General features: G+C 51.6%; 7 protein-coding genes. All 7 read left to right on the plus strand.

The features are described from left to right. The first annotated feature begins 81 nt into the window (after positions 1-81). The 7 genes from MYS68_RS00320 (at position 82) to MYS68_RS00350 (ending at position 13,880) form a co-directional block, all read left to right on the plus strand. A complete protein-coding gene (locus MYS68_RS00320; protein ID WP_248923902.1) occupies positions 82-2,253 on the plus strand; it encodes an S-layer homology domain-containing protein in 2,172 nt (723 codons plus the stop codon). Positions 2,254-2,491: 238 nt separating this feature from the next. Then, positions 2,492-3,223, plus strand: a complete 732-nt coding sequence (locus tag MYS68_RS00325) for a hypothetical protein (protein ID WP_248923903.1) — start codon at positions 2,492-2,494, stop codon at positions 3,221-3,223. A 133-nt stretch (positions 3,224-3,356) separates the two neighbouring features. Further along, entirely contained in the window at positions 3,357-4,055 is a 699-nt protein-coding gene (locus MYS68_RS00330) for a response regulator transcription factor (RefSeq protein ID WP_248923904.1), read from the plus strand. Positions 4,056-4,064: 9 nt separating this feature from the next. After that, positions 4,065-5,516, plus strand: a complete 1,452-nt coding sequence (locus MYS68_RS00335) for a sensor histidine kinase (RefSeq protein ID WP_248923905.1) — start codon at positions 4,065-4,067, stop codon at positions 5,514-5,516. Beyond that, the gene (locus MYS68_RS00340) at positions 5,513-6,643 is read left to right on the plus strand and encodes a hypothetical protein (RefSeq protein WP_248923906.1); all 1,131 of its coding nucleotides are present in this window, start codon (positions 5,513-5,515) and stop codon (positions 6,641-6,643) included. Before MYS68_RS00335 ends, MYS68_RS00340 begins: the two co-directional genes overlap by 4 nt. Before the next feature lie 38 nt (positions 6,644-6,681). Beyond that, positions 6,682-7,554 carry a hypothetical protein gene (locus tag MYS68_RS00345; protein ID WP_248923907.1) on the plus strand — a complete coding sequence of 291 codons (873 nt, stop codon included), beginning with the start codon at positions 6,682-6,684 and terminating at the stop codon, positions 7,552-7,554. Positions 7,555-8,660: 1,106 nt separating this feature from the next. Then, positions 8,661-13,880, plus strand: a complete 5,220-nt coding sequence (locus tag MYS68_RS00350) for an immunoglobulin-like domain-containing protein (protein ID WP_248923908.1) — start codon at positions 8,661-8,663, stop codon at positions 13,878-13,880. Positions 13,881-13,886: the final 6 nt, after the last annotated feature.

Here is a 13,886-nt window from a genome sequence, read left to right on the forward strand (position 1 = left end):
AAAGAATCCCCTCTGCGAATCCTCTTTATGTAAGAATTACCAACGGGATTCATAAGCTTATGCAAAGGGGATATGATTCGTATGAAACAATCTCGCTTGAAAAAAATGCTGGCTTCCACGCTCGCTTTGTCCATGCTGTTAGGGGCGGGAACGACCGCATTTGCGAAGGACGACGACCGCAAGGGCAACGGCAGGGACAACAAAATCAAATCGAATTGGAACAATGGGAACGGACGCTCTTACGGCAACGTCAAATTGGACTTTAAAGATATGAACGGCAAGGAGTTCGAGTGGGCGCTGCGTTATATCATCAACCTGGCCGCGAGAGGAGTATTCGACGGTTATTCGGACGGCTCGTTCCGGCCATCGCAGACGGTCAGCCGGATTGAGGCGATTACAGCCGCCGTTCGTTTGATGGGTCTTCGCGAGCAGGCGGAATCGGCGGCTGAAATGCAAACCAAGCTTAATTTTAAAGATGCGGACAAAGTTCCTTCCTGGGCAGTCGGATATGTTGCGGTTGCCGTGGAAAACGATCTTTTCTCCGAAGCCGATACGACCGTGAATCCCAACGAGCCGGCAGACCGTCTTTGGGCGACGAGACTGCTTGTGAAGGCGCTCAAGCTGCAGGACGAAGCGGAAGCCAAGATGAACGTCAAGCTGCCGTTCAAGGATGCGGACAAAATTCCGGCCGGTTCGGTCGGTTACGTCCAGGTGGCAATCGAGAAAGGGTTGATCAACGGCTTCGAGGACAACACGTTCCGGCCGAATCAGCCGGTCACCCGTGCGCAAATCGCCGCTCTTCTGGACCGCGCCGGCGAACAATTGCCGGGAAGCGTAGACGGTTTGGTGACGGGGACCGTTGCGGCACCTGTGACGAACAATACTTTGACGATCGTCAGCGGCGGACAGACGAGCACTCTAACGATCGATGCCAATGCGTTTATATTCCGGGGCGGCGTACGCGTCAGCGCATCGGCACTGCAGACCGGCGATACCGTGAGAATCCGGGCGTACAACAACAACGCCATCATTATTGAAGCGACGCCAACAGGCGGCAGCACGACACCGAATCCGGGTCCTGTCGGAGGAGTTTATACCGGGGTGGTGGCAGCCGCTGTGAATAACAATCAGCTCACCTTATTTAATGCCGGGCAAACCGTCACTTTGACGCTGAATGCGAATGCGCTCTTTTTCCGGGACAGGGAGCAAATCAGCGCTTCGGGCTTGCAGGTGGGCGATACGGTCAGCACCCGGTCCTATAACAATGCCGTCGTCTACGTCGAAGTGACCCGGGAGGCCGGCAGCTCCGATTCCGACGACTACGGCAGCACACTTTCGGGAACAGTGGCCGCTCCGGTGGCAAACAATGTGCTGACGGTCGCTTCCGGGGATCGGACGCAAAACCTGACGCTGAACTCGGGCGTTTTTGTATACCGGGGCGGAGTGCAGGTTAGCGCTTCGGAGCTCCAGGTGGGAGACGTCGTGAGCACGTACGCATACAGAAACTCGACGGCGATTGTCGAAGTGACGCAAGCCGCCGCGCAGCCCACACAGGCGACCGGTGTGATCACGGGAACTGTGACCGCTCCGGCAAACAACAACGTGTTCGCGTTAACCAGCGGCGGGCAAACGTACCGCCTCACGCTGCATGCCGATGCATTCGTTTACCGCAACGGCAGATTGACAAGCAGTGGAGCGCTTCGCATCGGAGACGTCTTGACCGCACATTATTACAATAATACGGTGCTTTATATGGAGGTTTCCCAGCTTGCCGGAGGAACGAATTCCCCGCTGCCTACGATCAGCCAGGTTTCCGGAACGGTCGTAAGTGCGTCAGGCAGCACGCTGACCTTGCTTAACGGAGGGCAGACGAAGAGCTATACGCTCAGCACGAAAGCGTTCGTTTATCGCAATGGGACGATTGCGGGTGCATCCGCTCTGCAAGCAGGCGATGTCGTGACTGCCCGTTCCTACAACGATGACGTCATCTTTGCAGAAGTGACGCAGCTCTCCGGCGGCGAGAATCAAAACTTCACCGTATCCGGTACGTTTAGCAGCGTCACATTCAACAATCAAGGGAAAATCACCACGATTTCGATTAATCAAACGAATTCGAACGGAAACGTGCAAACGGCGATTTACAATGTGTCGTCTTCTGTAACGATCAACGGCGAGTTATCCAATCTGGTGTCCAACCGCCCGATCGTGCTGCAGGGCAGCGCGGGGCTCGTAACCGCAATCTACATCCAGTAATATGGGGGAAAAACTAAGCTGCCGCGCTGTCGAGGCGCGGCGGCAAAGTTCATATTTGCATCTTAAGCCACGTTAGGTAACGTGGTTTTTTTGTCGTTTAGGTTTTAGGGGATTTGTTCCTGCAGAAATAGTTTACAAGTCGGAAACAACTTTTTCTAACGTTAGAAAAAACTATTTTTTACAATAAGAACATGATGATCATCATAAAAAAACAATCAGTGATAGGAGTGTTCAGTCTATGAAAAAAGTATTGATCCCTGCTGCAATTATCGGTGCGATGGCCATCTCTTCCGCTACTGCCTTTGCGGCAGTAAATGTAACCGCCGGAGACAATGTGCAAGCGTCAAGCGCTTCTATCGTGTCCACGACCGTACAAAACGACAGCAAAGCAATCATCGAGTACACGAAGAAAACTTTGCTCAACCCGGACGGCAGCATCGCCGCAGTAGATGAAACATGGGCGGATCCTGTAACCCACAATAAGCGGCTTGATTATAAAGAGCCTGTCAAAGGAGCGGATTCCTTCCATAGAGTCGGCGGAGGTTATTTACTGGATAACGGTAAAAGGTATATCAAAGTCGGTACCGATACGGACGGCAATCTCGTTGGGGGAGAAATCATGTTGACTGATGCCGGGAACGTCGGTTTGGTGGCCGAAAAACAAGAGTACATCAAGGAATACCAAGAGGGCACAAGGCGACCAGGCTGGACGGACGAAGGCCTGGTGCGGACTGCTGACGGGAAAGAGCTGAAAAAGCTGTCCAGAACCGATAAATCGGAGGCGTTCAACACTACATACATGGAATCGGTTTTCTTGAATGAAAGCGGATTGCCGGTGCAGGGTGAAATTTATGAAGAAAAGAACGGTAAAACAGATCTGCTGTACACTTACTTCTATGAGTACAAAAATGTGAGCGACGACGGCAGTTTGTTCGATACGAACGGAATCGATATTGAACATGTAAGGTAAGCTGCGACAAATATATATGCCATCAAATCGCTCTGGAGGGGGTCTCCCCCTCTTTTTGCACGTTCATGTGTCCGCCTGGTCGGGATGGTATAATAGTGGAAAGAATCTTGTAATGGACACAGGAGGAATCCCGTTGGGAAACAGAAAGATATTGATTATCGAGGATGAGGAGAATATTTCGGATATTTTGTCCCATTATCTGAAGAGCGAAGGATTTCAAACCAAAGCGGCTCATTGCGGGCAGCAAGGGCTGCAGCTCGTACAGGAATTCGCTCCCGATCTGATATTGCTTGATGTGATGATGCCGGACATCGATGGCTTTGAGGTGTGCAAGAGAATTTCCGCCAATTACATTATTCCTATAATTATGATCACCGCCAAATCGGACGATATCGATAAAATTCTCGGTATGGAACTGGGAGCGGACGATTATATTACGAAGCCATTTAACATCAGGGAAGTTATTGTGAGAATCAAAACGATATTCAGAAGGATCGATCTGATTTCCGTGGCGGCGGCCGATCATCCCGAGTATAAAGCGATGAAAATCGGCGAAGAAATCGAGATTTACAAGGAGAAACGCGAGATTTATAAAAACGGAATCAAAATCGAATTTACCAATAAAGAATATGAGCTGCTGGTCTATTTGGCGGAGCACCGCGGAAGGGTCATCGCGAGGGAGGAGCTTTTGGATCAAGTCTGGGGGTATGAATTTATAGGCGACGGCAGAACGGTGGACATCCATGTCCGAAGAATCCGAAAAAAACTGGAAGAAGACAAGCATTCATCCGTCATTGAAACGATTTTCGGGATCGGATACAAACTTGGCTGAGGTATGCTGATGAAATATTCCATTCAGTTTAAAATTTTGATGTACGTTTCCGTCATCGTATTCGCAGGATTTTCCGTGCTGACCTACGCCGCCTTTCACACGACCGAACAAAACACCGAAGGCGTCGTCAAAGCGGATATGATCGAAATCAAAAAAAATCTCGATATTTATTTGAGCCAGTATTTGTTATTTAACAATATGGAGGCAAACGAAGCTTCCATCCTTTCCGAAGCGGAACATATATCCAAGCAGCTGACCGCGCAGGTGGGAAGCGCCGTGGATATTTACGATATGAAAGGGCAAAAGCTTTCCTACGGCTTGGCGCCCTACGCGGGCCTCGGCCAATCCGAAGATTTGTCAAAGGCTACGGAAGGCGAGGTTTCGTATACGACGAATTTTACAGGGAACCAAGTGATTGTTAGCTTGTCGTATCCGATTAAAGAAGCCGGCATCGGCATCGTGCGATATTATAAAGACTATACGGAGCTGTTTGACTATAACCAAAGATTCAAACGGATGATCAGCCTTTTTGCCACCGTCATTTTCGCAGTCATATTTGTGACCTCTTACTTTTTTTCCAAACAAATAACAAAACCGATCATGAAGCTTACGGAAGCTTCCGAAGAAGTTGCTGAAGGGAATTTCAATGTCGATGTCGATATCGCGTCAACGGATGAAATCGGGCATCTGAGCTCCAGGTTTAAGATGATGGTCCGTAAGATCAGGGAGCAGATCGATATCATCAAACAAGACAGGGATAAGCTTGAGGAAGTGCAAAAGGAAAATAAATCGTTTTTCGATAATGTGACCCATGAGCTGAAAACCCCGCTCACTACGATAACCGGATATGCCCAGGCCATTTCCGATTTAGGGATAAAAGACGACGAGTTTACCAGAAAAGGGCTTGCCTGCATCATCAATGAAAGCAATCGGCTCAATAACATGGTTATCGAGCTGATCGAGCTGTCCAAAGCGTCTTCCAAGAAGTTCGGCTACGAATTCGCCGATGTCGACCTGAGCGGGCTCATCAAAGAAACTTGCGAAGAGATGATGATCAAAGGAAAAAAATACAATATCGCCATAGAGTCTCATGCCGAGGACAAGCTTTACATGCAAGGAGATAAGGACCGGCTCAAAGAAGTATTGATAAACCTCATAGACAATTCGATCAAATACGGGAATGTCAATTCAATCGTTCATGTGCATGCGTATCGGCAGCATAACGTCATCTTCATCAAAGTGCAGGATCAGGGAACCGGAATTCCCGAGGAATTGATCGAAAAAGTTTTTGATCCGTTTTATCGGGTCTCCCCAAAGGCATCAAGGGAATTGGGCAGTTCGGGACTCGGCCTGGCCATTGTCAAGGAGATCGTTGAGAGACATAAAGGCCATATCGAGATTATAAGCAAATGGAATGAGGGAACTGAAGTCGTTTTGCGGTTCGGGAGTGGGGATTTATGAAATCGTTCGGAAGTTTGATGGTACTCATAGCGATCCTGTGCGCGTTTATAGCGGGCTTTCATTGGTTAAGCGGCTTGTCTTTCAGAGACGGAGCTTCCTATCTGACCGTACTCGACAAGGATCTTTTTAAAGTTCAATCGACAAATAATGAGGAGAATCCTTTTGCCGTAAGCAAAATTGTAAGATATACAATTCCCTTCCATTTGCTGGAGTCGGATCTCCTGAGTATGAATACGATCGTTTTTACGAGGCCCAATCCGCAAATGAAATATTCGGTTGAAACAGGCTTTTACGACATGTCCAAAAACATGATCATCGGTGACCCCGATCAGCAAAACCAAGTAAGAAGCAGCAGCATCAGCGTCTCCGCCGACGGTAAAATGATACTCGTTTCCTACATAGGGACGGACGATAAGCTGAACGTAACCTATGTGTACGATGCCGCGGCAAACAAAAAGCTATATGCGCTTGACGGTACATTTTCCGCCCAATGGCTGCCTGACGGCATCCGATTCATAGGCATGGACGATTATTTGTTCGTTCAGGATGCAAAAAGCGGAAAGAGGGAAGATTTGCTGAAAATCTCAGAGTTCGCCGGGAAAAATCCGAAAACGTCCCTGAGTTTAACCCAGTTAAAAGATGGCCGAACGGTATGTTTGTACTACAACAATGACAATACCCGGTTGCTGACGGTTGATCTGGAAACGAAAAAACAATCGAAGATCAGCTTGAAGGGGCAGTTTTTTGATGCGGTTCCAGTAGGCGATACAAAATTGGCGGCGACAGGTTTGTTCCAGGATCAGTACGGTATTTTCCTTTACGATATGAAAAGCGATACTCCGGAGCCGCTGATCGATTTGAAAAATCAGAAAGTCACCGATATGAGCGTATCTCAGGACGGCAAAAAGTTGGCCTATAGCGTCGTAAAAAGCGATACGGCCGGATACGGGACGGAAATACACGCATTGAGCCTTAACGATAATCAAATCGTCAACCATGAAGTGATTTATAAAGAATCGAACCAATTTATAGATAAGCTGATATGGAGCAAAGACAGCCAAATGCTGATCTGCTATCAGCGGAATACGGACGGTGCCGCTATATACAGGATATCGTTCAATCCATAAGGATTTTCGCTTCATAGAAAATTATGGAGTTGAGTAATGTGACAAAAAAAGGAAAAGAGCGGATTTTGTCGAATTTATATTACTTGACGCAGCGAATCTACTTAGGGGGGATTGTTATTTTTATCGAGAAAGAGATCGGAAGGTGCAACCGGAATTTCTTACTGGCAAACTTGCTGATGTTTGCGGCCATAACAGCGATTTTATTTGCCTATTCCAACGATTTGCGCGATGTTTGGAACGGTCCGGTCGAGGTGGACGCAAGCGAAATAACGTCTGTCAAAGATATTAAGGAGGTTAAAAACAGATACGTTACTTTCCGGCATGAAGGGGAACAGCCTATTACGCTGAAACGAAACATGCCCGATTTTAATGAATATGTTCAAAGATTTGAGGAACTCAACCATTATTATTTGCATTTTGTAAAAGTGCAGGATAAATACCTGATGGTAACCGCAAACACCAAGTACAAGCTTGAGCCCGGAGAAGTATCAGGCACTTTGTATGGGATGGTACAGGAGCAGGAAATATACGACGCCGTTGTAAAATTCTCCAAAGATCCGATCAATGTACTGCCGTTTAAACTGGATGCGTCAGGGACTTTGAAAAACAATGTGAATGCGTTGCTTTCCGTATGCGCTCCGTTTATCTGCCTTTTTATAATAAATATGATCCGGTATTTGATCCGGCTGCTTAAGCCCGAGTCTCACTTTATTTATAGGAGACTGCGCAAGTTCGGCGATCCAAAGGACATTGCCGCAAATATCAACATTGACATGGTTTCCCCGAATGTGATGTACAAAAAGTACCTCGTGGCGCCGAATTGGATTGTTAAAAGAGAGCTGTTTTCTATCAAAGTGGCCAGAAATTTTGGAAGAGAAACGAATGTACTTCAAATGACATTTAAACACTAAAAAAGAGCCGCCAACAGTGTTGGACAATAAAGCATCCAAAATCTGCAACTCGGTGCAATCGTGATACCCAAGAATATGACTACGCTGCTGATAATCATGGTGGCGCGCAGGTTGATAGCTGATCCGAGCAGTCCGCCGAGTAGTGCGCCTACGGGCTGCATTCCGTAAACGAGGAATCGCCAGGTAGCAATTACCCAGGAAAGAAGTTCGGGGACGATCAAGGTCTGCCGTAAGGTTTGCTGGGGGATGCCGTAGAGAGATGGTCCGGTTCCACGTAAGACCTGTGCAAAGGCTGTAATAACAAACGCCAATAAAGAAGGGCCGCTGACCGTCGCAAGTACAATTCCCGCGGTGGCTGCTACGATCTGTCCTATGATATAGGCTGGGCCCAGTCCGACTCGTGCAGTGAGCGGGCAGACCTTCGAATATTTCTGCCCACATAGGTTGTTTCTGCTGCATATCGCTTTGGACGGTGGACATGTACGAGGTACGAATTCGAGCTTTGAAAAGCGCGGAAAGCAAGAACGAAACTGCATCCGCTACGATAGCAAGGGGGGCCGTGAGAATCGTGACCAGGAACCCGCCGACAGTCGATCCAATCGTGTTCACTGTAGTATTGCTCAGCATGAGCGCACTGTTGGCCGAAAACAGTTGGTCTCGCGGAACAAGACATGGGACGAAAGATTGCGCCGTCACAGTTTCAAAGAGACTGCAAACGCCGGCCAATATCACTATCGCGTATAGATGCCACATGTTCAAGATTCCGAACGCGTTCAGGACCGGAATCAAACCGAGAAGCAGTATTCGAGCCATGTCTGTGAAGACCAGCACCTGTTGAAGGACATTCGGCTCACCCAGACGCCAACGAACAGTCCGAGAACCAAATTTGGTATCAAACCTGCTGCTCCCAGTAATCCCAACTGCAAAATATACCGCAATCCGAAAAAGGTCGGCCTAGATGGTCGACTTTTTCTTTTTTGGCAAATATGTAGAGTCGACGTTAGTTTGTGAGAATTTTGAGAGAACGTTCATATAGACTGATTTTGGACCGCTTTACTGTTGGAGGTCCCTGATTCGCTATTCATTTTGCAAAAGGGTGAGTGAACTTGAGAAAGATTTTCGCGTTGGCCATTTTGCTTACGCTCCTGGGGAGCTGCTTCACGGCGGACAAGCCGGTGCGGGCGGCAACGAGCCTGCAGCTTTTGTCCATGACGTCCAATATTACGAGCTATCCGAGCGGACGGGGATTTAAAGCGGGGGATGATCTGTATATTTATGCCAAATTTAATATGGAGCTGGATTGGGACGATGGTCCTCCTTCTCTATGGCTCGTAACCTTGCCGGAAAATCAACTGATATATGTGCCTGCCGTCGACGGTTACGGCAAGGATACGCTGACGTTCAAATACGTCGTCACCCCCGACACGATCAACGGCGAGCTGGAGCTGCATGCATGGAATGATACGAATTTTTGGGGAAACGGAAACGGCATCCCCTTCGATCCCGGACCGTCGGCGAATCTGGACGCATGGCTGAACCTGCACAACTACCACATCGACACCGTTAAGCCGAAGCTGATCGGGATGGCGAGTTCAACCGGGGATTACGCGTACAAGTCGGGACAGGCGATCAATCTGCAGCTTCAGTTTAGCGAGAACGTCTATGTTGACAGCGGGCAGTTGCCTTCCCTGACGCTTAATAACGGAGCCACGGCGGCCTATAGTAGCGGCTCGGGTACGAATACGCTGCAGTTTACATATACCGTTCAGCCGAACGAGGACGTCGCTGATCTGGATATCAGCGGAGTGACTCACCCCGAATACATTCGCGATGCGGCCTACAACACGTCGGATATTACGCTCCCGGCTGAGGGCGTGCAAGCCTTTAAAGATAAGAAAGACATCCGCATCGACACGCAAGGCCCCGAGATCGCGATCGCTTCCGCCGCTCCCGCGGCAGGCTGCCCTAAGGACCGCGTGCAGATTACGTCGTCGGACGCAGGCATCGGACTAAGCGGCATCTATTACAAATGGGATGCAAGCGACGGCGAACCGGCATGGTCCGGCGTGACCGATATGGTGCCCAGCGGGGCGTTCCTGTGCGCCCCTGCCGGGTCGGATATAAACGGAATGTATTATTTGCATGCAAGAGCGGTCGATACCATCGGAAATGAGACGACCAAGGCCGCTTCGTTTTTGCTCGATAATACGCCGCCTGCGATTCAACTGTCGGCCGAGGGGGGAGCGGCCCGTCATATCCACACGGTGAGGGTGACCGCATCCGACGAGCTGTCCGGGCTGGATACGCTGGATTATTCCTGGGGCGACGCTGATGCAATCGATGGCGCGACCGGCAAGCCGAAGGTCGTGAGCGGCGGCACGATCAGCAGCGGCAGCGATGTGACCACTCCCGCCGCGGAAGGCTCCTATGTGCTGTCCGTGACGGCCAGGGACAAGGCCGGCAACGCAATTACCCGGAACAGTCAAAGCCGGTTTATCGTCGATACGACGCCGCCGAAAGTGACGCTGAGCTACAGCGGAATCGATCAGCCGGCCCGGACTCATCTAGTGGAGGTGACCTTGGAGGATGCGAAAGGAACGCTGGGTCCCGCCTATTACGGATGGTCGGAACGGGCCGATTTGCAGCCGACCGACTGGACGCTTTTCTATGACGGGACGGGAGAGCCGACGAAAATGATTTCGACGCCGGCGAATGTGTCGGGGACCTACTACTTGTTCATTAAAGCGACAGACAATCCGGCATATCCGGCGGAAAGCAACGTCGGCTATACGGTGGACGCTCAAGCCGGATTCATGCTCGACAATACGCCGCCGGAAAGCTTTTTTAGCCCAAGCGGCAGCGGAGGAGCACCGGCACGCTCCTTTACCGTAGAGCTGCGAACGCCGGGCGATACGGCTTCGATGAAATATATTGTCACACAACAGGCCGATCTGACCGGCACCGAAACCGGCTGGGTGACGACAAGCGACGGGGTCATCAATTTGGCCGATTTTACCGGGACTTATTACGTTCATGCGATCGTGACCGACGATGCAGGCAACAGCTACACGGCGCACAGCGGCGCGTTTTTACTGGACAACCAGGGTCCGGTCGGCACGGCGAGCATCGCCGGCGAATATACGAACCAGGAGAATGTGCAGGTTGTGCTGTTCGCCGAGGACACGTCGCAAGTAACCGGAGCCGCCGTTAAAATCGACGACCAGCTTTGGAGCGAATGGCAATCCTTTACCGGAAACGGGGCGTTGAACGCGATCATTCCCAAGACGGACGGTGTCCACACCATTTATGTAAAATTCAAAGACTCGCTGGGCAATGAAAGCGCCGAGGTGCCTGCCACCGTCACCTACGATGAGACACCGCCGACGGTGGCGAGTCTGGCGCAGACACCGACCGGGTGGACGAACGGCCCGGTCCGGGTAACGGTACAGCTGCAGGATAACCAGACGCCTTCCGGACAGATCAAAATTATCGGTCAGACAGGGCCGGTGGTAATGTTCGACCGAAACGGCACGTACACGCTGGACATCGAGGATTTGGCCGGAAACCGAAATTCGTTTTCGGTTACCGTCAACAATATCGACAAGACGCTGCCGGAATTCGGGTTTACTGTAAACGGCAGCACGCAACCGGCGCAATCGGCAAACACGGTCGTATATGCGAAGGACGATCACACGTCTGACGAGGACCTTAAACTATATATCCGATGGTCCCAGGACGGGGAGCATGAGCCGGCGGAGGACTTGTGGCTGCCGATCGGCAATGGTGAGACCGCGCAGCTTTCCGCTGTGGACGGCTACTGGTATCTGTGGGTCAAAGCGGCGGATCAGGCCGGCAACGAAAGGGTAGGGCACAGCTCCTATTTTGCGCTCGACAACACGCCGCCGTCCGGAAGCATTCGCTACAGCACGACGAACCGGACCGCCGGCCCGGTAACCGCGATGCTGGAGATCGCGGGAAACGTGACTGTCACCAGCCCTGCGGACGGAAGCCGGGAGCATACGTTTACGGAGAACGGCAGCTTTACGTTTGAATTCCGGGACGAGGCGGGCAACCGGGGAACGACAACGGCGGTCGTCGATTTCATCGATGCGAGCGTGCCGTCGGCGCAAGTGACGCTCGAACCGAACACGTGGACAAGCGGCCCTGTAAAGGTTACGGTCAGCGTTGCGGGCAATCCCCCGCGGGGGCTATTCAACCTGACGGCGACCGGCGATGCGGAGCTGCTCAGCCTGATCGCTGAAGATGGCAGCAGCGTCAGCGGATCGGTTTATCGCGCCGCCGGCTCGGCCACCGTCGCCGGCTCCGTCTATGGCGCGGGTTCCGGGAGGGTAACCGAATCGGTCTACAGCTTGGACACTCCGATTATCAAGCAAGCGGTGTACCGGTTTAATACGAACGGCGAGCTGAAGTATTTCATACGCGATCTGGATACCGGCATCGAAAACGGTGGCAGCGCGCTGGTTAACCGGATTGACAAGACGGCGCCGAAGGGCAAACTTGTGTACAGCACTAAAAATCCGACCAACTCGGACGTTACGGTCAAGCTGGTGGCTGAAGACGATGCTTCGAACGTAACGATTTTGAATAATGGCGGCAGCGACACGGTCGTCTTTACGGAGAACGGGAGCTTCACCTTCCGTTTCCGGGACGAAGCGGGCAACACGGCCGAGCTGACGGCAAGCGTGGATACCATCGACAAGGATCCGCCGCATTCGGTGCTGACCTACAGCGAAACCTCCTGGACGAATCGCGATGTCACCGCAACGCTGACTTTCGACAACGAAACGAGACCGGTGACGATCATCGGCAGCGGCGGCAGCAACCAACATACTTTCACAGCGAACGGCTCCTATACGTTTTTCTATCGGGATGCCGCCGGAAATGAAGGCCAGGCGACGGCGCTTGTGGATTGGATCGACCGCGAGCCGCCGACGGCGCGGCTTACGTACAGCACCGTCAATTGGACGAACCGGGACGTGACCGTTACGCTGAGCGGCGCCGACAATTCGGGAGAACCTGTCCGGATACTGAACAACGAAGGCAGCACGCAGCATACGTTCACTTCCAACGGTCAGTTTCAGTTTGAAATCGCGGATGCGGCGGGCAACCGGAACACGGTAACGGCTGTCGTGAACCGAATCGACAAGGTGGCGCCGACGGCGCAAATTCAGTATTCGGCCACAGGCCCGACGAATGCCAAAGTTCGGGCAACGCTGCTGGCGAGCGAGCCGGTCACGGTCGTCAATAACGGCGGGGAACCGGTGCACGATTTTGAGGACAACGGGGAATTTTCCTTCATCCTAAAGGACTATGCAGGCAACGAATCGACGGTAAAGGCCAAGGTCGATAACATCGACAGAACCCCGCCGATACCCGGTCTCGCCTACAGCACGAAGGAGCAGACGAAAGATCAGGTGATTGTGACCGTCACGGCGAACGAGCCTGTTCTCGTGCTAAATAACGGCAGGAAAAACCAATACGTGTTCACGGACAACGGCCGGTTCACGTTTACGATCCGGGACTTGGCAGGCAATATGGCGGAGATTGAAGCTGTCGTCGGCAACATCGACAAATCGAAGCCGAAGGTGACGCTGGCCTACAGCACGACGGAGCCCACGCGGGACGATGTGACGGTCGCCGTCCAGTCGGACAGGCCGCTGACCATTTTAAACAATAACGGCAGCAATCAATTCGTGTTCAAGGCAAACGGCGTTCAGTGGCTGGAAGCAAAAGACAACCTGAACAACCTTATTTCCGAAAGGATCGAAGTGAGCAACATCGACAGGGAGGCACCGATTATGGAGTTCGCCGGCGGCGAGATGCTGCTGCTGCGTGTCGGCGATCAGGTAAACCCCGGGGCGGACGTAAAGGCTGCCGATGCGATCGACGGCGATGTGACCGCGAACGTAACTGTTCAGCACCAGGTGAACACGTCCCAGGAGGGCGAATACGACATGACGTACATGGTAACCGACCGGGCGGGAAATAAGGCGTCGATCGTCCGGAAAGCGCGAGTGATTGGCGGCGGAAGCGGCCTGAACGTGTTTGTCAACGGCTCGGGCCCCAATAAAGATGAAGTGATTGTGTACGGGCGGACCGTGAAGCTGGACCTGTTCGGTGTGCAGGGCGATGTCACAGCCAAGTGGGCGTACGGCAAGAAAACGATCGGCGATTTCAAAACGGTCGACCGGTTTGTGGAAAACGGTTCGCTCACCGCAGACCGAAGCGGGTATTATACGATATTGGTGCAGGACCAGGAGCGGCAGAAGAAGCTGTTTTATGTGTACATGTTTGTTCAACCTTAAAAAAGC

The sequence above is a fragment of the Paenibacillus hamazuiensis genome, from assembly GCF_023276405.1.
GTDB lineage: Bacteria > Bacillota > Bacilli > Paenibacillales > NBRC-103111 > Paenibacillus_AF > Paenibacillus_AF hamazuiensis.

What these genes read in the sequence shown, in the direction of transcription:
- MYS68_RS00335 (WP_248923905.1), top strand. Translation starts at nt 4,065, where the DNA reads ATGAAATATTCCATTCAGTTTAAAATTTTGATGTACGTTTCCGTCATC.
- MYS68_RS00325 (WP_248923903.1), top strand. Translation starts at nt 2,492, where the DNA reads ATGAAAAAAGTATTGATCCCTGCTGCAATTATCGGTGCGATGGCCATC.
- MYS68_RS00320 (WP_248923902.1), top strand. Translation starts at nt 82, where the DNA reads ATGAAACAATCTCGCTTGAAAAAAATGCTGGCTTCCACGCTCGCTTTG.
- MYS68_RS00340 (WP_248923906.1), top strand. Translation starts at nt 5,513, where the DNA reads ATGAAATCGTTCGGAAGTTTGATGGTACTCATAGCGATCCTGTGCGCG.